The sequence below is a fragment of the Mycobacteroides sp. H003 genome (assembly GCF_001440135.1).
Taxonomy (GTDB): Bacteria; Actinomycetota; Actinomycetes; order Mycobacteriales; family Mycobacteriaceae; genus Mycobacterium; species Mycobacterium gwanakae.
In genome coordinates this window covers 361,176-382,622 of record NZ_LJYL01000009.1, presented here as the reverse complement: position 1 = coordinate 382,622, position 21,447 = coordinate 361,176, and the positions used below count along the sequence as shown (strand labels likewise).

Here is a 21,447-nt window from a genome sequence, read left to right as displayed (position 1 = left end):
AGATCTCCTCTATTTCACAGCCGTTGCAATGACTTTGGTTTCCAGGTATTCCTCGAAACCGGCGACGCCCATCTCTCTGCCGTTACCCGATTGCTTGTAGCCGCCGAAGGGTGCGTCGGCGGAATACCAGACACCGCCGTTGACATTCACCGTTCCCACCCGCAGCCGTGATGCCACTCGCGCCGCACGCTCGTCGTCTCCGCTGAACACCGTCCCGGACAGTCCGTACGGCGAATCGTTGGCGATCCGCACCGCGTCGTCGTCGCCGTCATGGGCGATGACCACCAGCACCGGGCCGAAGATCTCCTCGCGCGCCACGCGCGCATCGTTGGTCAGTCCGGTGACGACGGTGGGTTCGATGAAGAATCCGCGGTCTCTACCCTCTGGCCGTCCGCCTCCGCAGGCGAATGAACCACCCTCGGCAACAGCAAGATCCAGGTAGGACTGGACCCGGTCGCGCTGACGTGCCGAGATCACCGGGCCACAGATCGTGCCCGGTTTGGTGGGATCCCCCGGCTTGAGCGAGCCCATCGTGGTGGCCGCCGCCTGCACCGCCTCCTCGTAGCGTGCACGCGGTACGACCAGCCTGGTGGTGATGGCACATCCCTGGCCCGCATGCATCGCCGCGGTGAATGCGGAGACCGAGCAGGCCGCAGCGAGGTCGGCGTCATCGAGCACAATGAACGCCGACTTGCCGCCGAGTTCCAGGAACACCTTCTTGACGGTGGCGGCGGCATCGGTCATGACCGCGCGTCCGGTCGCCGTGGAACCGGTGAACGACACCATGTCCACCCGGGGATCCGTCGACAGCTGCGCACCGATGCGGTGGTCGCTGGAAGTCACGATGTTGAAGACGCCCGGTGGGAAATCGGTGTGCTCGGCAATGATTCGGGCTAGCACCGCCGCGCACCAGGGAGTATCCGGAGCGGGCTTGAGTATCAGGGTATTACCGGCGGCCAGCGCGGGCCCCACCTTGGCGAGGTTGATCTGATGCGGAAAGTTCCACGGCGTGACCGCGCCGACCACGCCAACGGCCTCACGCATGAGAGTCCGCTGAGTCTTGATGCCCATCGGTGAGGCAACACCGAGATCAGCACTCCAGCCGAAGGATTCCGCGGTGTCGGCGGCGAACCGCAGATCGTCCACCGGCCCCTCCAGCTGCGCACCGGCGGTCAGCATCCGAGGCGCTCCCACCTCGGCGATGGTCAGGTCGCGCAGCTCCTCGATGTGAGCCCGCATGCCATCCCGGAGCTGCCGCAGGCACCGCACTCGCAGCTCCACATTGCGTGACCAATCGGTGTCGTCGAACGCACGGCGCGCCGCCTCGATGGCATGGCTCATGTCATCGGCATCGGCATCGGCCGCGGTCCCGAGCACCTCCTCGGTAGCCGGGTTCACCGTAGGAAATCGTCCGGCACCGCCGGGAATCAACTTTCCGTCGATGAACAGATCACTGTCGCCATCGGCCAGAAGCGTCATGTCACCTCATTCCAAGAATCTGGACACATGTCCATTCCTTACTGGTGAACCATAACCACCTGAATCAATCCATGGCAAGAGCGCATCCAGTGACTATTCAAAAACTAGTGTTGGACAGCATTTTTCATGAACAGTATTGCTCGGTTGCCGCATGCACGCTAATCTGGACAAGTGTCCAGTGAAGCTGTGGTGACCCTGACAAGCGACTCGCCGCGAAACCGGCGGCAGGAAGAGACGATCCGCAAGATCGTCACCGCAGGCCGGGAGATGCTCGGCGAGACGACGTACGCGGATATGACGATCCGCGGCGTGGCCGCACGCGCGAAGGTGGCCCCCGCGACCGCGTACACCTACTTCTCCTCCAAGAGTCATCTGGTGGCCGAGATCTACCTCGACCTCATCCATGAGGCGCCCTACTTCACCGACGTCAACGACGGCCAGACCGCCCGGGTCACCAAGACGCTGCGCAGCCTGGCATTGGTGGTTGCCGACGAGCCCGAGATCGCCACGGGGTGCACGACCGCGCTGCTGAGCAACAACGACGAAGCTGTGCGTGCTGTCCGCGACAAGATCGGGCTGGAAATCCATCGCAGGATCCGCTCGGCCATGGGACCCGATGCCGATCCGCGCGTGGTGTCGGCCCTCGAAATGACCTTCTTCGGCGCCCTCATGCACGCGGGCAGCGGCACCTTCACGTATCACGAGATCGCCGACAAGCTGACCTTCGTGGTGGATCTCATGCTGGGAGGCAACGAATGACGGCTGCCTCGATGTCCTCTGTGGTTTTCGATCCGTACGACTACAACTTTCACGAGGACCCGTACCCGTACTACCGGCGCCTACGCGACGAAGCACCGCTGTATCGCAACGACGACCTGAACTTCTGGGCGCTCTCGCGTCACCAGGATGTGCTGCAGGGCTTCAGGAACAGCGAGGCACTGTCCAACTCCAACGGTGTCTCGATGGACAAGGCCTCCTTCGGGCCACACGCCAAACTGGTGATGTCGTTCCTGGCGATGGACGACCCCGAGCATCTTCGGCTTCGCACGCTGGTGTCGAAGGGATTCACCCCCAGGCGAATCCGGGAGCTTGAAGGACGGGTCGTCGCGCTTGCACGCACGCACCTGGACAACGCCCTGCAGTCGGAAAGCTTCGATTTCGTCGCCGACTATGCAGGCAAGCTGCCCATGGATGTCATCTCGGAGCTGATGGGCGTGCCCGAGCCCGACCGGACCCGCATCCGGGAGTTGGCCGACGGAGTCATGCACCGCGAAGATGGCCTCGCCGACGTGCCGCCCGAGGCCATCCAGGCCTCCTTTGACCTGATGACTTACTACATCGACATGGTCAAAGAACGTCGCCGGCGCCCAACGGAGGATCTGACTTCCGCTCTCCTGCAGGCGGAAATCGACGGCGACCGCCTCACTGACGAAGAGGTGCTGGCCTTCCTGTTCCTCATGGTGATCGCCGGCAACGAGACGACCACCAAGCTGCTAGCCAACGCCGTGTACTGGGGCCATCGCAACCCTGACCAGCTTGCCGCCGTCCATGCCGATCACGAACTCATACCGCTATGGGTGGAGGAGTCGCTGCGGTACGACACCTCAAGTCAGATCCTCGCGCGCACCGTGGCAGAGGATATGACCTTCTACGACACCACAGTTTGCGCCGGTGACATCCTGCTGCTGCTGCCCGGCTCGGCGAACCGCGATGACCGGGTGTTCGAGAACGCCGATGAGTACCGCATCGGGCGAGAGATCGGCGCCAAGCTCGTGAGCTTTGGCAGCGGTGCGCATTTCTGCCTCGGTGCGCATCTGGCACGGATGGAGGCCAAGGTGGCGCTCACCGAGCTATTCACCCGGATTCGCCGTTACGAAATCGATGAAAGCGCCTCCGTGCGTGTGCATTCCAGCAATGTCCGCGGGTTCGCCTCTCTGCCCATCACCGTGGAGGTCTGTTAATGCCCCGTTTTGAGCCGCACCCAGACCGGCGTCCATCGATCGTCGCCGGAGCGTCCTCGGGTATCGGCGCGGCGACGGCAATCGAGCTCGCCGGCCGCGGATTCCCGGTGGCGCTCGGCGCTCGCCGCGTCGACAAGCTGACCGAACTCGTCGAGAAGATCCAGGCCGACGGCGGAGAGGCAGTCGCCTTCCCCCTGGATGTCACCGACGCGGATTCGGTGAAGTCTTTTGTTGCGCAGAGCATTGAGGCACTGGGCGAGATCGACCTGCTGGTATCAGGTGCCGGCGACATGTACCCGGGACGGGTGCATGAAATGAGTGCCGATACCTTCGCCGCGCAGATTCAGGTGCACCTGTTGGGCGCCAATCGGCTCGCCACGGCGATCGTGCCCGACATGGTGGCGAGGCGGCGCGGCGACGTGGTGTTCATCGGATCCGATGTCGCACTGCACCAGCGCCCCCACATGGGCGCCTATGGGGCGGCCAAGGCGGCCCTGCTCGCCATGGTGAACACCATGCGCATGGAGTTGGAGGGCACCGGCGTCAGGGCCTCCATTGTGCATCCCGGGCCGACCCTGACCTCGATGGGCTGGCAGCTCTCGGCCGAACAGGTCGGCCCCATGCTGGAGGACTGGAAGACATGGGGACAAGCGCGGCACTCCTACTTCCTGCGCCCCTCGGACATCGCACGCGCGGTCACCTTCGTCGCCGAAACGCCCAGGGGCGCACACATCGCGGAGATGGAGGTGCAGCCGGAGGCGCCCCTGACGGATGCACCCGCCGACAAACAGAAACTCGAGCTTGGTGAGGAAGGAATGCCCTCATGACCACTCCCACCGTTCCGCGGGTCTCCGGCGGTCAGGACCAGTACGGCCACCTCGAGGAATTCCGCACCGACCCCATCGCGCTGATGCGGCGCATCCGCGACGAATGCGGGAACGTCGGCACCTTCCAGCTTGCCGACAAGCAGGTCGTATTTCTCTCCGGCGCCGAGGCCAACGAATTCTTCTTCCGCTCCAGCGACGACGATTTGGATCAGGCCGAGGCGTACCCGTTCATGACGCCGATTTTCGGCAAGGGCGTGGTATTCGATGCCGATCCCGAACGCCGCAAGGAGATGCTGCACAACGCGGCGCTGCGCGGCGAACAGATGAAAGGCCACGCGGCAACCATCGAAAACGAAGTCCGGCAGATGATCTCGCAGTGGGGTGAGAGCGGTGAGATTGATCTTCTCGAGTTTTTCGCCGAGCTGACCATCTACACCTCGTCGGCGTGCCTGATCGGCAAGAAGTTTCGCGATGAACTCGACGGCCGGTTCGCGCACCTCTACCACCAGCTTGAGCAGGGCACCGACCCGCTGTGCTACGTGGACCCGTACCTGGAGATCGAGAGCTTCCGGCAACGCGATGCCGCGCGTGCGGGCTTGGTGGCGCTGGTCCAAGAGATCATGAACAGCCGGATTGCCAACCCGCCCACCGACAAGAGCCAGCGCGACATGCTCGACGTGCTGATCATGATCAAAGACGAGGACGGCAATCCCCGCTTCACCGCCGATGAGATCACCGGCATGTTCATCTCCATGATGTTCGCCGGGCACCACACCAGCTCCGGAACCGCCTCCTGGGTTCTCATCGAACTACTCCGGCACCCCGCTATCCAAACGCAGGTCATCGACGAGCTGAACGAGCTGTACGCCGATGGCAGCGAGGTGAGTTTCCATGCGCTGCGCCAGATCCCGAAGCTGGAGAATGTACTCAAGGAGACCCTGCGGCTGCACCCGCCTTTGATCGTCCTGATGCGAGTCGCCAAGGGCGAATTCGAGGTGGGCGGTTTTCCCATCCATAGCGGTGACATGGTGGCGGCTTCTCCCGCTGTCTCGAACCGGATCGCCGAGGACTTCCCCGACCCGGACGGATTTGTGCCCGACCGATACGAGAAGCCCCGCCAGGAAGACATCGTGAACCGCTGGACCTGGATACCGTTCGGCGCGGGCCGGCACCGCTGCGTGGGCGCCGCGTTCGCCACCATGCAGATCAAAGCCATCTTCTCGGTGTTGTTGCGCGAGTATGAGTTCGAGATGGCCCAGCCCGCCGACTCATACCACAACGATCACTCCAAGATGGTGGTGCAGCTGGCACAGCCCGCCAAGGTTCGTTACCGGCGCCGAGGGGCCTGAGGAATGCCTTTCAGGATCGACGTGGACACCGACCTCTGTCAGGGGCACGCCATGTGCGAATTGGAAGCCCCCGACTACTTCCGCGTGCCCAAGCGCGGCACCGTCGAGATCCTGAACAACGAACCGCCCGAGGACGCCCGCGACGAGATCGAGCGCGCGGTCGAGGAATGTCCGGCCCGAGCTTTGTTCATCACCGAGAAATAGGAGCGTCAACGATGCCGCAGTTCCCCCGCCAAGAACTCGACGATGTCGTCGCGGACTGGCTACAGGCCAATCTGGATGCCGAGAAGGCCGGCGACTGGAAACCGTTGGCTCGCTTCTATACCGACGATGCCACCTACGGCTGGAACATCGGCCCCAAGGAAGACGTGATGTGCGTCGGCATCGACGAGATACGGGATATCGCCCTCGGCCAGGAGATGGAGGGCCTGGACGGGTGGACGTATCCGTATCAGAAGGTGATCGTCGACGACAAGCAAGGCGAGGTTATCGGATTCTGGAAGCAGATCGCCACGGACTCCGACGGCAGTGAGTCCGAGATCTATGGCATCGGAGGCAGCTGGTTCCGGTATGCCGGTAATGGCCAATGGAATTGGCAACGCGACTTCTTCGATTTCGGCCACGTTTCCGCCCTGTACATGGACCTCATCAAGGCGGGCAAGCTCAGCGAGGGCATGCAGAAACGCATTCAGCGCGGCCTGTCGGGCGAGAAGGTGCCCGGCTACTACCCACTTGGCAAGACCCCGGTCCCCCTCTGGTGAAGGGCGGGCTTCCCCACCCACCGCGCCGAGTGTCGAGTTTCGGCGAAGAACCGCGATCAGCGGGCACAGAAAGTCGATATTCGGCCGCATACGGAGGTGTATGGCAATGAAAAGCACTGCGGAGCTGGGCCTTCCTGAAGGATTCGATTTCACCGATCCGGGGCTGTACGGAGAACGAATGCCACACGCGGAGTTCGCGACCCTGCGCCGGGAGGCACCCGTCTGGTGGAACCCGCAGCCACGCACGGTGGGCGGATTCGCCGACGACGGCTATTGGGTTATTTCCAAGCATCGTGACGTGCGTCAGGTTTCACTACACACCGACATCTTCTCGTCGGGCCGCAAGGGCGCCATCCCCCGTCTCGAGGACCACATCAGCCCCGAGGAGTTCCAGGCCACGCTGTCTGTCCTCATCAACAAGGATGCCCCCGAACACACCCAGCTCCGCGGGCTGGTGTCGCGCATGTTCACCCCACGCTCGATCGCGGCCTTGCGCATCACCCTGGAGGAGCGGGCAGAACGCATCGTACGGGCCGCGGTCGAAGGCGGGCACGGCGAATTCGTGCGCGAGGTGGCCAGTGAGCTGCCCATGCAGGCCATCGCCGAATTGATCGGTGTCCCAGAGGAAGACCGCGTCAAGCTCTTCGAATGGAGCAACCAGATGACGGGGTACGACGAGGCCGATGTCGAGATCGATCCCCGTGTCGGCGCCGCCCAGATCCTCGGATACTCCTATCAGCTCGCCGAACAACGCCGGGACTGTCCGGGCAACGATGTGGTTTCCCGCCTGCTGACCGGGACGGTGGACGGTGAGCAGCTCACCCCCGAGCAGTTCGGATTCTTCGTGGTGATGCTGTCGGTCGCGGGCAACGAAACCACCCGTAACGCAACCACCATGGGCATGATGGCCTTCCTGGAGCACCCGGATCAGTGGGAACTGTTCAAACGGGACAGGCCTTCCTCTGCCGTCGACGAGATCGTCCGATACACCTCCCCGCTGATCTCGCAACAGCGCACCGCGTTGCAGGACACAACGATCGGCGGCGTTCCCATCAAGGCCGGTGAGCGAGTGGTCATGCTCTATCCGTCGGCCAACTTCGACGAAGAGGTGTTCGAGAACCCGCACACCTTCGACATCACCCGCGATCCCAATCCCCATCTGGGCTTCGGCGGCACGGGAGCCCACTACTGCCTCGGCGCCAACCTGGCCAAGGTTGAGCTGGAGATCATCTTCAACAAGATCGCCGATCGCATGCCTGACATCTCGCGGATCGGGGACGCCCCGCGGTTTCATTCGGGCTGGATCAACGGCATCAAGAAGTTCGACACGGCCTACTGCCCGGTCTCGCACTGATGTCCTGATGGCCAATTGCGTTGTCGTCGGCGGCAGCCGCGGAATCGGCCGGGCGGTGGCCCGGCTCCTGGGTGAGCTCGGCGCGAATGTGGTTGTCAATGGCCGATATTCCGACGCTGTCGAGGAGACGGTCGCGGCGATCACGTCAGCCGGAGGCGCGGCAGTCGCCTTCGTGGGGTCGCCCGATAACGAACAGACGGCCACGGATCTGATCGACACCTGCCGCACCGAGTTCGGCGGCCTCGACGCCTTGATCAACTGCGCGGGCATACCGGAGCCCGCCGGGTCGTCCATCCTGACCATCACCCCCGAGGACTTCCAGCGGCTGATCGACGCGCATCTGGGCACGGTGTTCCACACCTGCCGCGTCGCCGCACCGCTCATGGCCACCCAGCGACACGGAGCCATCGTCAACACCGGATCGACTGCCGCCCTGGGCATCTACGGTGGTACCGGATATCCGGCGGGTAAGGCGGCCGTCCACGGACTCACCCTGGCGATCGCCGCCGAGCTGAAGCAAAGCGGTGTGCGCGCCAATGTGATCTGCCCGGGTGCACGCACCCGGCTCTCCGAGGGCGGGGAGTACATCGCCCACCTGCGGGATCTGTACGCCCGCGGACTGCTCGACGAGATGACCCTGCAGGCATCGCTCGAACCGGCACCGCCGGAATGCGTCGCACCGCTGTACGCCTACCTCGCCGGGGATCTCTCCGCACGCATCACCGGCCAGATATTCATCGCGGCAGGCGGTTTCATCGGGCGCTTCAAACGACAGGTTCCGACGCCGCTCGGATACCGCGAGGCCCCGGTCTGGACCATCGGCGAGATCGACGAGCTGATGGGCCGCCGTTAACTACTGGCCGAACCGCCGGTTTCTCGCGGCGTAGTCACGCAGCGCGCGCAGGAAATCCACCCGCCGGAACTCGGGCCAGTAGGCGTCTGTGAACCACATCTCGGAGTACGCACTCTGCCAGAGCAGGAACCCTGACAACCGCTGCTCTCCTGATGTCCGGATCACCAGATCCGGGTCCGGCTGTCCCGAGGTGTACAAGTTCTCCGAGATGGCGTCGACGGTCACCGCCTGCACCAACTGCTCGGCGGTGGCCCCGTTGGCCAGCTCCTTGTTCAGCAGGGTGCGCACCGCATCGGTGATCTCCTGCCTGCCCCCGTAACCAACCGCCACATTCACATGGAAGGCCGCGTCCGCGGGCGCCGACTTCACGGCCTGACGCATCCGCTCAGCCACCTCGTCGGGCAGCAGATCGAGATCTCCCACACTGCGCACGCTCCACTTGTTCTGCGGGGCACACAGCTCCTCGACGACGTCGGTGATGATCTCCAACAGCTCGCCGAGCTGATCGGGATCACGGGTGAGGTTCTCAGCCGATAACAGGTACACGGTGGCCATCTCGACGCCCGCGTCCTGGCACCAGCCGAGCATCTCGCCGATCTTGCGGGCACCCATCCGGTATCCATGGCTGACATCGGTGTACCCCGCCGACCGGGCCCAGCGGCGGTTTCCGTCGCACAGGACGGCGATGTGCCGTGGTTTCGCCGACTTGGCCAGCTCCTGGCGGAGCCGCATTTCGTAGAGCTTGTACAGCGGTTCCTTGAGCGTCGGCGGGATGATCTCCACGGATCCAGCCTAGCGAGCCCGCCGCGCGCCGGAGCAGCAGATATCGATCTGCACACAACATTCACAAACTGGGTTTGGGCGGGGAAGGGATACTGTGACGCATGCAGACCGATGAGGCCCCCGCAGGCGGGCGGGACCCCCAGCTTGCGCGAAGAGGCACCGGCACCGATGAGTCCCCTGCACCCGAAGCACCGACCTCCGAGCTCTCGCTCCCGATGGCAGCGCTTGTCGGCGGTATCGAGACCCTGCCGATCAAACCCAAGGCACGCGGCTGGATCCATTTCTATGCCTGCGTGATCGCCATCGTCACGGGAATCGTGCTGGTGTCGGTCGCGTGGTCGGTGCGCTCACCGCAGGCCGGACTGGCCACCGCCATCTACAGCCTGACGGTGCTGGGTGTCTTCGGGGTGAGCGCCGCATATCACCGGGTGAACTGGAAATCCCAGATCACACGCACCTGGATGAAGCGGCTCGATCACTCGATGATCTTCGTCTTCATCGCGGGCAGCTACACACCCTTTGCGATGCTGGCGATGCCGCCCTCCGAAGGCAACCTGGTGCTCGCCATCGTGTGGGGCGGCGCGCTCGCCGGCGTGATTCTGAAGATGTGTTGGCCGACGGCACCGCGCTGGGTGGGAGTGCCGCTGTACCTGCTGCTCGGCTGGGTGGCGGTCGGCTTCTTCCCCACGCTGCTGAATGGCGCCGGGGTGCCCGCGGTGGTGCTGCTGATCGTCGGCGGCGCCCTGTACAGCATCGGCGCAATCCTGTACGCCGCGAAATGGCCCAACCCGTGGCCGCTGCACTTCGGCCACCACGAGTTCTTCCATGCGGCGACGGTCATCGCCGCAACGTGCCACTACATCGCGGTCTGGTTCGCCGTCTTCTCGTAGCGGCTCCCCGGGAAGGCTAGAGCTGCTTGATGTCGTCCTGGGTCCAGAAGGCCCGCATCGAGCTGATCTTGCCCTCGTCGTTAAAGGTCATCACGTCGATCGGTGCGATGACCATGCCACCGTTCTCGTGCTTGATGGTCAGCTCGAAGTGGAACGCGGCCTCGTTGTTGGTGGCCCGCACCAGCTTGAGGTCGCCATGACGGTCCAGCGGCTCGATGGCGGCGTAGAAACCCTGGATCGCCTCACGGCCCTTGAGTACGTCGGCGCCCAGCGGATCCTCGACGGTCGCATCGTCGGCGTAGAGGTCGGCGATCTGCGCTGCGGTGCCCGTGGTGAGCAGATCGCAATAGCTCTGGACGACGGCGAGAACTTGTTCGCGGGTAACGGTCATGCCCCGGACGCTACCTACCCAACGCCGCGTCTAATTGTTGGGTCCCGGTGACCGGGAGATCGCAGACGGTACCCCGGCACACGTAGGCGGCTTCGACATCGGCCACCGGCCCCCTGTCGCGTAGCAACTCGCTTGAATCCTTCACCCCGCCAACCACAATTGCTCCCCCAGGCGCCGACTGCCGGGCCTGCCGCAGCAGCGGTGAGTTCTCCGGATCACAGGCCACCGCCACCTGGATCGGGCCCCGAACCGCGGCCTCGGCCACCGCCAGCCAGTGACCGGCCGACCGTGGAGCACGCGCCAGTGCCATGGACGCCGCCGACAGCGAGGCGTGCGCGGCTTCCCGGTAGCGCGAGTCCTCCAGCAGGTACCCGGCGGTGAGCAGCGCCTCGGTCACCGAGGACGCCCCGGATGGGGTCGCGCCGTCCAGGGGATCGCTGGGCCGCAGCACCAGCTGCTCGGCATCGTCGGCGATGTCGAACCACGCACCAGGCGATTCCGGATCGGCGAAATGATCGAGCGCGGTGTCGAGCAACGCGGTGGCGGCCTCGCGCCAACGCCATTGACCGGTCACCTGATACAGCGACAGCAGGCCCGTCGCAAGGGTGCCGTAATCCTCCAGCACGCCGTCCCCGTCGGAGACCTGCCCACCCAGACTCGCGCGGCGCAAACGCCCGTCACGCAGATGCAGCTCCAGCAGCCTGGCGGCGCATCCCGCCGCCGCATCCACTAGATCGTCGCGATCCAGCGCGATCGAGGCTTCGATGAGCGCGGTGATGGTCAGCCCGTTCCAGGCGGTGACGGCCTTGTCATCACGGCCTGGCTGCACGCGCTGCAACCTCGCCGCCAGTAAGGCTGTGCGCGCGTTCTGCCACCGGTCAACGTCATCGGGATCCTGCAGAAGCTGTAGCACCGAACTGCCGTGCTCGAAGGTGCCCGCCGCGGTCACCTCGAAAAGCGTTGCCGCCCAATCGCCATCCTCAACACCCAGCACCTCGGCGAGTTGTTCGGGTGTCCACACATAGGTGGAGCCCTCGGAGCCCGCGGCGTCGGCGTCCAGCGATGAGACGAACAACTCACCCACCCGCAGCTCATTCAGCAGGAAATCGGCCGTCTCGGAGGCGATTCGCCGCGCCAGGGCATCGCCGGTGCGGCGGGCCCAGTGCGCGTAGACCCGCAGCAGCAGCGCGTTGTCGTACAGCATCTTCTCGAAGTGCGGCACCACCCAGGCCGCGTCCACGCTGTACCGCGCGAAGCCCCCGGCCAGTTGGTCATAGATGCCGCCACGCGCCATCGCTGTCGCGGTGCGGGTCACCACCCCGAGCACCGCCGCGTCCGCCGTGCGTTCGTATCCGCGCAGCAGTGCCTCCAGCAGGGCCGACGGCGGAAACTTCGGCGCCCCGCCGAATCCGCCGAAGCGCACGTCTTCCGCGGGCAGAATCGCCGCGATGGCGGTATCGCACAGCGCGACATCCACGCCGGGCCCGGCAGGCAGGCGGCCAGACATCGCCTGCAGCTGGCCGGTGATGCTCGAGGCCGCCTCTTCCACCTCGTCCCGGCGCTGCTCCCAGGTTTCACGAACCGCCGAAAGTAACTGCAGAAAGCCCTGTTTCGGGTAGTACGTGCCGGTATAGAAGGGCCGTCCGTCCGGGGTGAGGAAACACGTCATCGGCCAGCCGCCCTGCCCGTTCATCGCAACGGTGGCGTTCATGTAGACGGCGTCCAAATCGGGACGCTCCTCGCGGTCAACCTTGATGTTGACGAAACCGGCGTTCATGACGGCAGCCACCTCGTCGTCCTCGAAGGACTCGTGGGCCATCACATGACACCAGTGGCAGGCCGCATACCCGATCGACAACAAGATGGGCACATCGCGAGACTGCGCTTCCTGCAATGCCTCTGGCGTCCACTGCTGCCAGTGCACAGGATTGTCGACGTGCTGGCGCAGGTATGGGCTGGTCGCCTTGCCGAGCCGGTTAACGGTCATCGCCCCGCTGATCGGCAGAACCCGAAGGCTTTTCGGGTTCGTCGGCGGCTCCGACGGTGCCGTCGTCCACGGCCTGATCAGGCTCGGGATGTTCGGGGTCGAACGTCTCCGGCAGCTTGCGCAGATGCGCGTTCATTGACCGAATCAGGAAGAAGGTGCCCACCAGCAGCAGCACCACCACCGTCAGACCGAACGGGCCCGCCTTGCCGAAATCCGGCCCGATGTTGCTCGGGCTCTTCTCGTCGGCGAGCACCAGCACGGCATCCATCAACATCATTTGGCCTCAACTCCTGCGAACAAATCGTCCTCGGGGGTGCTCGTCGGCACGCGTGATTTGGCGAGCTCGAAATCCTCGGTGGGCCACAGCCGCCGCTCGAATTCACGCGGGACCGCGAAAAAGCTACTGTCCGGCGGAATTTGAGACGCATGAGCGCGTAACGCGGCATCCCTGGCATCGAAGAAGTCGGCGCAGGGCACCCGGGTGGTCACCCGGCGATCAAAGACGTCGTCATCGGCTGGCCAGCGCTCAAGCCATTCGTCGAACGGCCCTTTGTATCCGTGCTTCTTGCACTCATCGTTGAGCAACTGCATGCGCGCCCGCATGAATCCGTGGTTGTAGTAGATCTTGCTGACGGTCCACGGTTCGCCGGCCTCGGGGAACTGCTCGGGGTCCGCGGCGGCCTCGAAGGCGGCCATCGACACCTCGTGACACCGGATGTGATCCGGGTGCGGGTAACCGCCGTTCTCGTCGTAGGTGGTCATGACATGTGGCCGGAACTCCCGGATCACCGCGACCAGCTTGGCGATCGGCTCCTCGATGGGCACCAGTGCAAACGAATCCGAGGGCAGCGGGGGCAGCGGATCGCCCTGCGGAAGGCCCGAGTCGACATAACCCAGCCAGCGGTGCTGCACACCCAGCTCGGCCGCCGCCTTGGCCATCTCCTCGCGACGGATGGTTCCGATGTTCGCGGCCACCTCGGGGCGGTCCATCGCCGGGTTGAGGATGTCGCCGCGCTCGCCGCCCGTCAGCGTCACCACGATGACGTCGTTGCCCTCGGCGGCGTACCGCGCCGTGGTCGCGGCACCCTTGCTGGCCTCGTCATCGGGGTGGGCGTGCACCGCCATCAATCGCCATCCGGTCACCCGTGCGCCCGCCTCTTTCTGTCAGCCGTCACTGTTCTCGCGCCCCCATCGTTTCATCCCGGGTATACCCGTCATACCGTTGACCCGTGCAGCGACCAGAGGACCGTTACGGCACCAAGCCCGCCAAGCCCAACCGCGGCCGCTGGATCGCGGTCGGGCTGACCGCCTTGGTCATCGTGGCCGGGGTCGCAATCGCCGCGATCGGATATGCCCGATTGGGCCCCGGAGACGTCAAGGGCGAACTTTCCGCCTACAAGCTCGTGGACTCGTCCACGGTGTCCGTCACGGCGTCGGTGGAACGGAAAGATCCGTCGCGACCGGCGGTCTGCATCCTGCGCGCGCGGTCCATCGACGGAAACGAGACCGGACGACGCGAGGTGTTGGTGCCCCCATCCTCACAGCGATCTGTGCCGGTCACAGCCCTGGTGAAGACCACCCGCCCCCCGGTCACCGGGGACGTCTACGGCTGCAGCCTGGCGGTTCCGCCGTATCTGGTCGCGTCCTGACGCCGATTTCCTGACGGTCGGCGTCATCGAACGACGCCGGGGCCGACAGACACACGTCGGCAACGTTCACATCGGGCAAACCTCGTCCAAAAATAGGCTGAACATCACAGCGACAGTGGTATGCTGGCCGGATACACGGATCCCTGCTGGGACCGTGTATTGCTGCATTTTGGACAGTCAAACCCGCAGCAATGCACCCGACCCGGCACCCGATAGAAGAGCGCCAGTGGACGTTGCTGGCCTGAGACAAGGAGTACCTGCACCATGACCGACACCCAGGTGACCTGGCTGACCCAGGAGTCACATGATCGGCTCAAGGCGGAACTCGACCAACTGATCGCCAACCGCCCCGTCATCGCCGCCGAGATCAACGAGCGCCGCGAAGAGGGAGACCTGCGCGAGAACGGCGGCTACCACGCCGCACGCGAAGAGCAGGGCCAGCAGGAAGCGCGCATCCGTCAGCTGCAAGAGCTGCTCAACAACGCGAAGGTCGGTGAGGTCCCGACGCAGTCCGGCGTCGCACTGCCCGGCTCGGTCGTCAAGGTGTACTACGACGGAGACAAGGACGACACCGAGACCTTCCTCATCGCCACCCGCCAGGAGGGCGTCAAGGACGGCAAGCTCGAGGTGTACTCCCCCAGCTCACCGCTGGGTGGCGCACTCATCGACGCCAAGGTCGGCGAGACCCGCAGCTATACCGTGCCCAATGGCGCCGAGGTCAAGGTGACGCTCGTCAGCGCCGAGCCCTACCACGACTGATTCTTCCCCTAGTTCGTCGAGCGAGCGCGAGCCTCACGCGGAAATCTGACCCGAAATCCGCGTGAGGCTCGCGCTCGTTGTGGGCTTGGCAGCATTTCTGAGCGCCTCATCGACGCGAGCGACCACGGTGCCAGCTCGGTGACGAAGCATGTCGGCACTCACTCGCACGATCGCCCAACCCTCGTCCGCCAACTCCGAGGCCCGATCGATATCACGAGACCGCTGACGAGAGTCCAACCAGTGTTGAGCTCCATCGAATTCGACACCAACCTTCAGGTCCTCCCACCCCATGTCGACACGGGCGATGAAATCGCCATAGCGGTTGAACACACGTATCTGCGTCTGCGGCGGCGGAAACCCCGATTTCACCAACAGCAGTCGGGTTCTCGTCTCCTGCGGCGATTCGGAACCTCCGTCAACCAGTGCCAACGTGCTCTTCAGCAGAGCCAGGCCGCGGGCCCCTTTGTGCATCTTCATGACGTCCTCGACCTGTGCAATCACCAACCCGGTCGCTGCCACGAGGGCGTCTATCCGCTCGACGGCCGCGGCCTGCGGCAACCACCTACCCACATCGAAGGCAGTGCGCGCAGGACTCGTGACGGCAAGCCCCTCGACGCGATCAACCTCGTTGTCTGTCAAGATATCTCGATGGATTTGTAGGCCGCTCGCAATCTTGTGGTGACGATGGATCAGGTCGACAGTCACACCGGCGTCGACCCATTTGGCACCATGCACAGCCGATGCCGCCACCCCGGCGATCACGCCACTGCGCGCTGTCCATAACCACGCCGCGTGTGCGCGCTGTGTGGCGCTCACCTCCGCATCACGCGGAACGTAGATGCCCGGATACAGCTGCCGGTATCGGGTACGCATGTAGTGCTCGGTCATCGCTCCGATGGAAAGCACCTCGCCGGAGCGGAACGGCCACGGAATCTCCCCCATGGCCCGCAGCATCACACCAACGACCGACAAACCGCCTGCACTTGATCGAGCGCGAGCTCCACGTGGAAAACCAGGCCGAAAACCGCGCCTGGCTCGCTCTCGATCGAGGCCTGGGCTGGGCTGGGCGCGGTGCTACCGCTCTTCCTGAACCGTCAGCCCGGCCGCGACGATTGCGTCAAGGACGGCCTGACGGTGTTCTGGGCCCCTGGTTTCGACGGTCGCCAGCACATCCACCTCACCCAGACGCAGACGCTCGCTGTTACGCCAGTGGGTCACGTCGACAACGCTGGCTCCTGACGCCCGGAACACGTCGAGAAGACCCGACAGACCGCCCGGCGCGTCCGCGACGGTGACACGCACCGTCAGATAGCGACCGGCCGCCCGCAGACCGTGGGTGATGACATGGGTGAGCAGCAGCGGATCGATGTTTCCGCCCGAAAGCACCGCACATACCGGGCCGCGCAGGTCCAGCTCCTCGGCGGACAGCGTGAGCAGTGCCGCCACCGCGGCAGCGCCGGCGGGCTCCACCACCAGCTTGGCCCGCTCCAGGCACAGCAGCAGCCCGCGCGAGAGCGCCTCCTCACTGACCGTGACCACGTCATCGACCAGCGCGGCCACATGCTCGAACGGCACCGCTCCTGGCTTGCCTACCGCGATGCCGTCCGCCATGGTCTCCATGGATTCCAGCGCCACCGGATACCCCGCTTGCAGCGACACCGGCCAGGCGGCCGCACCCGCGGCCTGGACCGCGATGATCCGCACCTCGGGCCGGGCCGCCTTGACTACCGCGGCGATACCCGCGACCAGCCCGCCGCCGCCCGCAGGCACCACGATGGTGCCCACATCGGGAAGCTGCTCCAGAATCTCCAGCCCGACGGTGGCCTGCCCGGCCACGACGTCCCGATGGTCGAAGGGGTGGATGAGCACCGCACCGGTCTCCGCCGCGAACTCCGTCGCGGCCAACAGCGCTTCGTCAATGGTCGTGCCGGTGAGGTGCACCGTGGCGCCGTAGGCGCGGGTCGCGACGATCTTGGGCAGCGCGGCCCCTACCGGCATGAACACCGTGGACGCGATGCCGAGCGTGGTCGCGGCCCAGGCCACACCCTGGGCATGGTTACCCGCGCTGGCGGCCACCACACCGTTCACCCGCTGGTCGTCGGGCAGCAGGCTGATCCGGTTGTAGGCGCCACGCGGTTTGAAAGATCCTGTGCGTTGCAGGTTTTCGCATTTGAGCCGCACCTCGTGACCGCAGCGTTCACTGAGCGCCCGAAAAGCCACCACCGGTGTGCGCCGCATCACAGGAGCGAGCCGCTCAGCCACCTCCTGGATCTCCTGGACCGTCACCAACCCTGTTGCTCCCGCTGCCTGGATGCCCATGCCACGCATCATGTCACCAGTTCTGCCGCTATTGTCCCCTCATGCCACAGATTGCGGAGGACCTCCTGCTTCTGTTGCTGAACAATGCCTCCGGGCGGCCTCTGCTGGACAAGGATCGGCGCACGCAGGCCCTCGCCGCCGCAATCATTCTGGATCTTGCTCTGGCGCAACGCGTCCGGCCGGCCACCCACGGTGAGCCAGGGAAGGCCGGTGATCTGCTGGTGCTGCAGGCGCCCGATATCGGGGATCCCGTGCTCGACAGGGCGGTGCACCGGCTGCGGCGACGGCCGATGAGCCCGACCGAGGCGATCACCAAGGTCGGTCGCGGCGTCAACTCCCAGATGTTGCACAGGCTGGAGATCACCGGGGATATCCACACGGTTCGCATGGGCAGCCGGCTCTTCCCGGAGAAGTACTGGCCGGTGACCAACAACGAACGTGCGAACGCGGTGCGACAGGGCGTCACGGATGTGTTGTTCCACTACGCCCCGCCCGCTCCCAGCACGGCCGCGATCATCGCAGTACTGCACGGGGTCAACGGATTCGACGCGATACTGAGCCTGGACCCCGTCGGCAAGCAGCAGGTGTCCCGGTGGTCGCAGACCATCGCCGACGGCGGCTGGGCCGCCCAGGTTCGCGACAATCGTGGTCCGGCGGTCAATCTTGCCGTGACCGGCGCGGTGATCTCCGCGGCCCTGCACTCGATGAACTGACGCGGCGCGCCTAGCGCAAGGCTTGTTCGAGATCGCCGATCAAGTCGCCAACCTCTTCGATGCCCACGGACAACCGCACCAGGTCCTCGGGTACCTCCAGCAGCGATCCGGCGGTCGACGCGTGTGTCATGGCGCCCGGATGCTCGATCAGCGACTCCACACCGCCCAAGGATTCAGCGAGAATGAAAAGCTCTGTTCGCGAGCACAAATCGAGTGCGGCCTGCCGCCCGCCGGCGAGGCGCACGCTGATCATGCCGCCGAATGCGCGCATCTGCTTGGCAGCCACCGCATGTCCGGGATGACGGTCCAGGCCCGGGTAGATGGTGTTCGCGACCGCGGGGTGACCCGCCAGGAACTCGGCGACCGCTTGAGCGTTCTCACTGTGCCGCTGCATGCGCAAGGCCAATGTCTTGATGCCCCGGTAGGTCAGATAGGCATCGAACGGACCGGGCACCGCGCCCGACCCGTTCTGCAGGAAGGCAAAGGCGGTATCCAATTCCTCGTCGTTGGTGAGCAGGGCGCCGCCCACCACATCGGAGTGTCCGCCAATGTATTTGGTGGTGGAATGCAACGCGATATCGGCACCGAGATTCAGCGGCTGCTGCAGCGCCGGCGACGCGAAGGTGTTGTCCACCAAGAGCTTCACGGAATGCTCGGCAGCCACCTGGGCCACAGCCGCGATGTCGGCGATGCTCAGCAGCGGATTGGTGGGTGTCTCGAGCCAGATCAGCTTGGTCTTGGGGGTGATGGCGGTGCGAATGGCGTCGACATCGGCCACCGGAACAGGTGTGTGGCTAATTCCCCACTGCGAGAACACCTTGTCGATCAGACGGAAGGTGCCGCCATAGGCGTCGTTGGGGATGATCAGGTGATCGCCGGGGCGCAACAGCGCGCGCAGCGCGCAGTCGGTGGCCGCCATGCCTGATGCGAATGCCCTGCCGAAGTGGGCGTCCTCCAATGCGGCCAGGGAGGATTCAAGAACCGCTCGGGTGGGGTTGCCGGTGCGTGCGTACTCGAATCCGCCGCGCAGCTGGCCGACGCCATCCTGGGCGAAGGTCGAGCTGGCATAGATCGGCACGTTGACCGCACCGGTCTGTGGATCGGCATGGAAACCGCCATGGATGGCCCGTGTGGAAAACCCTTGCCACCGAGACGCGTCGGCGGCGCTGCGCTGCTCACTCATCGGGTCCGAGCCTATACGGACCGCGTGACGTGAGACAGCCCAACGCCGCCAAACGGGTTACTTCTACTTGGGAACGACCACGGTCTTCACTAGCATGTCGGCGATCGTCTGCCGCTTGGCCGTGAACAGCGGCAGCAGGAAGCCGATGTAACAGATGACCGCATCCAGGAAGTGCGCGATCTGGCGGACCACGGACATGCCGAATCCGATCGGCTGGCCGGTCGCCTCACCCAGCACCCGGATACCGAGCAAGCCCTTGCCGATGCTCGATCCGGTGGTGCCCTGCTTCAGGCCCCAGTTCCACACCGCGAACGCGATCGCCGCGAGGGTGAACAGAATGTAGGCGGCCCAGCCGACGCCGGTGTACTCCGGCTGGCAGCTCATGTAGCTCATTCCGCCGGTCATGGGGTCGCCGTAGGACTCGCCGATGCAATCAGCGGTCGTAGCGGTTCCGCCCGCGATTCCGCCGCCGATACCGCTCAGCAGAGCTACCGGAATGACGTCGATGATGTAGGCACCGACACGCCGGAGCCAGATTTCGAAATTGCCGCCCGGTAGACCTGGTGCACCGGCCGCCGGCGGAGGCGGCGGGTAACCGCCCGGGTCCTGCGGCGAGGGTGGTGGAACTTCAGTCACGGTTGTCCTCCAGTTCGTATGGCACGCATGAGCGTCGAGCAACAGAGCACATTACGCTTTCAGCGTTTCCACAGGTTGGCTTCTGTGAAACGATTTGGGACCAAATTCAGTGCCGCACGCTTCTACCTGACGAGACGAATCCGAGCAGGTCATGGCGGGTAATGACACCGACGGGCTTGCCTTCGTCGATGACCATCACCGCGTCGGTGTCGCGCAACATGGACCCCGCGGTGCTCAGCGGTTCGCCGGCACCCACCAGTGGCAACGGCGGACTCATGTGCTGAGACACGGCATCGGCCAGTTGCGCACGGCCCTCGAATACCGCTGACAGCAGCTCCCTTTCGGACACCGACCCGGCGACCTCGCCGGCCATGACGGGCGGCTCGGCGCCGACGACGGGCATCTGCGATACCCCGTACTCACGTAGGATCTCGATGGCGTCGCGCACCGTCTCCGACGGGTGGGTGTGCACCAAATCCGGTAGCGCACCGGACTTTCCACGCAACACATCGCCGACAGTGGGCTCGGACTTGCTGCCGTCGAGGCGGCTGCGCAGGAAGCCGTAGGAGGACATCCAGGAGTCGTTGAACACCTTGGACAGGTATCCCCGGCCACCGTCCGGCAGCAGGACCACGATCACGGCGTCGGGTCCGGCCTTCTCGGCCAGTCGAATTGCCGCCACCACGGCCATGCCGCAGGAACCGCCGACCAGCAACCCCTCTTCGCGCGCGAGCCGGCGTGTCATCTCAAACGAGTCGGCATCCGATACCGCGATGACCTCATCGACCACGCTGGGGTCGTAGGCGGTGGGCCAAAAGTCCTCTCCCACACCCTCGACGAGGTAGGGGCGGCCCGTCCCGCCGGAGTACACGGAACCCTCCGGATCCGCGCCGACGACCTTCACCGCGCCCCCTGAGACCTCCTTGAGGTACCGGCCCGCACCGGTGATGGTTCCTCCGGTACCCACTCCGGCCACGAAATGGGTGATCTTGCCGTCGGTGTCGGCCCAGATCTCCGGTCCGGTGGTTTCGTAGTGGCTGGCCGGTCCGTTCGGGTTGGAGTACTGATCGGGCTTCCAGGCGCCCTCGATCTCACGCACCAAACGGTCCGAGACGTTGTAGTAGCTGTCGGGGTGCTCCGGCGGTACGGCCGTGGGGCACACGACGACCTCGGCCCCGTAGGCCCGCAACACATTCCGCTTGTCTTCGCTGACCTTGTCGGGGCACACGAACACGCAGTGATAGCCCTTGCGCTGGGCCACCAGCGCAAGTCCGACGCCGGTGTTGCCCGATGTGGGCTCGACGATGGTGCCACCGGGCTTGAGCAGACCCGCCTCCTCGGCCGCCTCGATCATCTTGACGGCGATGCGGTCCTTGGAGCTACCGCCGGGATTGAGGTACTCGATCTTGGCGGCCACGACCGCGCCGCCCCCGGGCACCACCGAGTTGAGCTGGACAAGGGGGGTGTTACCGATCAGATCGGAGACATGCTGGGCAATGCGCATACCGGTAACGCTATTAGACCGGCGGCAGGCCCGCGCACAGGGGAGCTAA

24 protein-coding genes are annotated in these 21,447 nt (G+C 64.9%); 13 read left to right on the top strand and 11 right to left on the bottom strand.

Going from position 1 to position 21,447, the window contains the following annotated elements:
- Nucleotides 1-9: 9 nt before the first annotated feature.
- A complete protein-coding gene (locus AOT87_RS02130) occupies nt 10-1,479 on the bottom strand; it encodes an aldehyde dehydrogenase (protein ID WP_057967210.1) in 1,470 nt (489 codons plus the stop codon).
- A gap of 171 nt (nt 1,480-1,650) precedes the next feature.
- Between AOT87_RS02130 and AOT87_RS02125 the strand changes: the two genes are divergently transcribed.
- The 8 genes from AOT87_RS02125 to AOT87_RS02090 all read left to right on the top strand — a co-directional run bounded on the left by AOT87_RS02125 (nt 1,651) and on the right by AOT87_RS02090 (nt 8,584).
- The gene (locus AOT87_RS02125) at nt 1,651-2,238 is read left to right on the top strand and encodes a TetR/AcrR family transcriptional regulator (RefSeq protein WP_030094670.1); all 588 of its coding nucleotides are present in this window, start codon (nt 1,651-1,653) and stop codon (nt 2,236-2,238) included.
- The gene (locus AOT87_RS02120) at nt 2,235-3,440 is read left to right on the top strand and encodes a cytochrome P450 (RefSeq protein ID WP_030094669.1); all 1,206 of its coding nucleotides are present in this window, start codon (nt 2,235-2,237) and stop codon (nt 3,438-3,440) included. The genes AOT87_RS02125 and AOT87_RS02120 overlap by 4 nt, the downstream gene beginning before the upstream one ends.
- The gene (locus AOT87_RS02115) at nt 3,440-4,267 is read left to right on the top strand and encodes an SDR family oxidoreductase (protein WP_057967211.1); all 828 of its coding nucleotides are present in this window, start codon (nt 3,440-3,442) and stop codon (nt 4,265-4,267) included. Before AOT87_RS02120 ends, AOT87_RS02115 begins: the two co-directional genes overlap by 1 nt.
- Complete coding sequence (locus AOT87_RS02110) at nt 4,264-5,616, top strand: cytochrome P450 (RefSeq protein ID WP_057967212.1); 1,353 nt, start codon at nt 4,264-4,266, stop codon at nt 5,614-5,616. Before AOT87_RS02115 ends, AOT87_RS02110 begins: the two co-directional genes overlap by 4 nt.
- A gap of 3 nt (nt 5,617-5,619) precedes the next feature.
- The gene (locus AOT87_RS02105; RefSeq protein ID WP_030094666.1) at nt 5,620-5,820 is read left to right on the top strand and encodes a ferredoxin; all 201 of its coding nucleotides are present in this window, start codon (nt 5,620-5,622) and stop codon (nt 5,818-5,820) included.
- Nucleotides 5,821-5,831: 11 nt separating this feature from the next.
- Nucleotides 5,832-6,377: a nuclear transport factor 2 family protein gene (locus AOT87_RS02100; protein WP_030094665.1), complete on the top strand. Its 546-nt coding sequence runs from the start codon at nt 5,832-5,834 to the stop codon at nt 6,375-6,377.
- 106 nt (nt 6,378-6,483) lie between these two features.
- Entirely contained in the window at nt 6,484-7,731 is a 1,248-nt protein-coding gene (locus AOT87_RS02095) for a cytochrome P450 (protein ID WP_057963826.1), read from the top strand.
- 7 nt (nt 7,732-7,738) lie between these two features.
- Nucleotides 7,739-8,584: an SDR family oxidoreductase gene (locus tag AOT87_RS02090; RefSeq protein ID WP_057967213.1), complete on the top strand. Its 846-nt coding sequence runs from the start codon at nt 7,739-7,741 to the stop codon at nt 8,582-8,584.
- Here AOT87_RS02090 and AOT87_RS02085 read toward each other — a convergent pair whose 3' ends face one another.
- Nucleotides 8,585-9,367, bottom strand: coding sequence for a (2Z,6E)-farnesyl diphosphate synthase (locus AOT87_RS02085; protein WP_030094662.1), 783 nt, complete (start codon nt 9,365-9,367; stop codon nt 8,585-8,587). It abuts the gene before it with no gap.
- 215 nt (nt 9,368-9,582) lie between these two features.
- Here AOT87_RS02085 and AOT87_RS02080 point away from each other — a divergent pair, with 215 nt between their 5' ends.
- Nucleotides 9,583-10,257 (top strand): hemolysin III family protein, encoded by a 675-nt coding sequence (locus AOT87_RS02080; RefSeq protein WP_057967232.1) that lies wholly within the window; start codon nt 9,583-9,585, stop codon nt 10,255-10,257.
- A gap of 16 nt (nt 10,258-10,273) precedes the next feature.
- Here the strand turns inward: AOT87_RS02080 and AOT87_RS02075 are convergent, their stop codons facing one another.
- From AOT87_RS02075 to mca, 4 genes are read right to left on the bottom strand one after another with little or no spacing between them, the layout of a single operon-like run.
- Nucleotides 10,274-10,648, bottom strand: a complete 375-nt coding sequence (locus AOT87_RS02075; protein WP_030094660.1) for a nuclear transport factor 2 family protein — start codon at nt 10,646-10,648, stop codon at nt 10,274-10,276.
- A gap of 10 nt (nt 10,649-10,658) precedes the next feature.
- Entirely contained in the window at nt 10,659-12,635 is a 1,977-nt protein-coding gene (locus tag AOT87_RS02070; protein WP_081343205.1) for a thioredoxin domain-containing protein, read from the bottom strand.
- Complete coding sequence (locus tag AOT87_RS02065; RefSeq protein ID WP_030094658.1) at nt 12,625-12,912, bottom strand: hypothetical protein; 288 nt, start codon at nt 12,910-12,912, stop codon at nt 12,625-12,627. Before AOT87_RS02065 ends, AOT87_RS02070 begins: the two co-directional genes overlap by 11 nt.
- Nucleotides 12,909-13,778: a mycothiol conjugate amidase Mca gene (gene mca, locus AOT87_RS02060; protein ID WP_057963825.1), complete on the bottom strand. Its 870-nt coding sequence runs from the start codon at nt 13,776-13,778 to the stop codon at nt 12,909-12,911. Before mca ends, AOT87_RS02065 begins: the two co-directional genes overlap by 4 nt.
- An 86-nt stretch (nt 13,779-13,864) precedes the next feature.
- Between mca and AOT87_RS02055 the strand changes: the two genes are divergently transcribed.
- Together AOT87_RS02055 and greA are read left to right on the top strand one after the other, a co-directional pair.
- Nucleotides 13,865-14,284, top strand: coding sequence for a DUF4307 domain-containing protein (locus tag AOT87_RS02055; RefSeq protein ID WP_057967214.1), 420 nt, complete (start codon nt 13,865-13,867; stop codon nt 14,282-14,284).
- A 264-nt stretch (nt 14,285-14,548) separates the two neighbouring features.
- Nucleotides 14,549-15,043, top strand: coding sequence for a transcription elongation factor GreA (gene greA, locus AOT87_RS02050; protein WP_057967215.1), 495 nt, complete (start codon nt 14,549-14,551; stop codon nt 15,041-15,043).
- 33 nt (nt 15,044-15,076) lie between these two features.
- Here the strand turns inward: greA and AOT87_RS02045 are convergent, their stop codons facing one another.
- Together AOT87_RS02045 and ilvA are read right to left on the bottom strand one after the other, a co-directional pair.
- The gene (locus AOT87_RS02045; protein WP_057967234.1) at nt 15,077-15,985 is read right to left on the bottom strand and encodes a DUF559 domain-containing protein; all 909 of its coding nucleotides are present in this window, start codon (nt 15,983-15,985) and stop codon (nt 15,077-15,079) included.
- Between the two features lie 132 nt (nt 15,986-16,117).
- On the bottom strand, nt 16,118-17,266 hold the full coding sequence (gene ilvA / locus AOT87_RS02040; RefSeq protein WP_234795806.1) for a threonine ammonia-lyase: 1,149 nt from the start codon (nt 17,264-17,266) through the stop codon (nt 16,118-16,120).
- Between ilvA and AOT87_RS29170 the strand changes: the two genes are divergently transcribed.
- Both AOT87_RS29170 and AOT87_RS02035 read left to right on the top strand, forming a co-directional pair.
- Nucleotides 17,228-17,443, top strand: coding sequence for a hypothetical protein (locus AOT87_RS29170; RefSeq protein WP_227465411.1), 216 nt, complete (start codon nt 17,228-17,230; stop codon nt 17,441-17,443). The genes ilvA and AOT87_RS29170 overlap by 39 nt on opposite strands.
- On the top strand, nt 17,404-18,075 hold the full coding sequence (locus AOT87_RS02035) for a GPP34 family phosphoprotein (protein ID WP_030094652.1): 672 nt from the start codon (nt 17,404-17,406) through the stop codon (nt 18,073-18,075). The genes AOT87_RS29170 and AOT87_RS02035 overlap by 40 nt, the downstream gene beginning before the upstream one ends.
- A 10-nt stretch (nt 18,076-18,085) precedes the next feature.
- Here AOT87_RS02035 and AOT87_RS02030 read toward each other — a convergent pair whose 3' ends face one another.
- From AOT87_RS02030 to AOT87_RS02020, 3 genes are all read right to left on the bottom strand, one after another.
- Nucleotides 18,086-19,258: a cystathionine gamma-synthase gene (locus tag AOT87_RS02030; RefSeq protein ID WP_057967216.1), complete on the bottom strand. Its 1,173-nt coding sequence runs from the start codon at nt 19,256-19,258 to the stop codon at nt 18,086-18,088.
- A gap of 63 nt (nt 19,259-19,321) precedes the next feature.
- Nucleotides 19,322-19,894: an RDD family protein gene (locus AOT87_RS02025; RefSeq protein WP_057967217.1), complete on the bottom strand. Its 573-nt coding sequence runs from the start codon at nt 19,892-19,894 to the stop codon at nt 19,322-19,324.
- A 106-nt stretch (nt 19,895-20,000) separates the two neighbouring features.
- Nucleotides 20,001-21,398, bottom strand: coding sequence for a cystathionine beta-synthase (locus tag AOT87_RS02020; RefSeq protein ID WP_057967218.1), 1,398 nt, complete (start codon nt 21,396-21,398; stop codon nt 20,001-20,003).
- Nucleotides 21,399-21,447 lie beyond the last annotated feature (49 nt).

Bases quoted from the DNA above. Each gene is read 5' to 3' on its own strand.
- AOT87_RS02130 (WP_057967210.1), bottom strand. From the start codon at position 1,479: ATGACGCTTCTGGCCGATGGCGACAGTGATCTGTTCATCGACGGAAAG.
- AOT87_RS02120 (WP_030094669.1), top strand. From the start codon at position 2,235: ATGACGGCTGCCTCGATGTCCTCTGTGGTTTTCGATCCGTACGACTAC.
- AOT87_RS02115 (WP_057967211.1), top strand. From the start codon at position 3,440: ATGCCCCGTTTTGAGCCGCACCCAGACCGGCGTCCATCGATCGTCGCC.
- AOT87_RS02110 (WP_057967212.1), top strand. From the start codon at position 4,264: ATGACCACTCCCACCGTTCCGCGGGTCTCCGGCGGTCAGGACCAGTAC.
- AOT87_RS02105 (WP_030094666.1), top strand. From the start codon at position 5,620: ATGCCTTTCAGGATCGACGTGGACACCGACCTCTGTCAGGGGCACGCC.
- AOT87_RS02100 (WP_030094665.1), top strand. From the start codon at position 5,832: ATGCCGCAGTTCCCCCGCCAAGAACTCGACGATGTCGTCGCGGACTGG.
- AOT87_RS02095 (WP_057963826.1), top strand. From the start codon at position 6,484: ATGAAAAGCACTGCGGAGCTGGGCCTTCCTGAAGGATTCGATTTCACC.
- AOT87_RS02090 (WP_057967213.1), top strand. From the start codon at position 7,739: ATGGCCAATTGCGTTGTCGTCGGCGGCAGCCGCGGAATCGGCCGGGCG.
- AOT87_RS02080 (WP_057967232.1), top strand. From the start codon at position 9,583: ATGGCAGCGCTTGTCGGCGGTATCGAGACCCTGCCGATCAAACCCAAG.
- AOT87_RS02075 (WP_030094660.1), bottom strand. From the start codon at position 10,648: ATGACCGTTACCCGCGAACAAGTTCTCGCCGTCGTCCAGAGCTATTGC.
- AOT87_RS02070 (WP_081343205.1), bottom strand. From the start codon at position 12,635: ATGACCGTTAACCGGCTCGGCAAGGCGACCAGCCCATACCTGCGCCAG.
- AOT87_RS02065 (WP_030094658.1), bottom strand. From the start codon at position 12,912: ATGATGTTGATGGATGCCGTGCTGGTGCTCGCCGACGAGAAGAGCCCG.
- greA (WP_057967215.1), top strand. From the start codon at position 14,549: ATGACCGACACCCAGGTGACCTGGCTGACCCAGGAGTCACATGATCGG.
- AOT87_RS02045 (WP_057967234.1), bottom strand. From the start codon at position 15,985: ATGGGGGAGATTCCGTGGCCGTTCCGCTCCGGCGAGGTGCTTTCCATC.
- AOT87_RS02035 (WP_030094652.1), top strand. From the start codon at position 17,404: ATGCCACAGATTGCGGAGGACCTCCTGCTTCTGTTGCTGAACAATGCC.
- AOT87_RS02030 (WP_057967216.1), bottom strand. From the start codon at position 19,258: ATGAGTGAGCAGCGCAGCGCCGCCGACGCGTCTCGGTGGCAAGGGTTT.
- AOT87_RS02020 (WP_057967218.1), bottom strand. From the start codon at position 21,398: ATGCGCATTGCCCAGCATGTCTCCGATCTGATCGGTAACACCCCCCTT.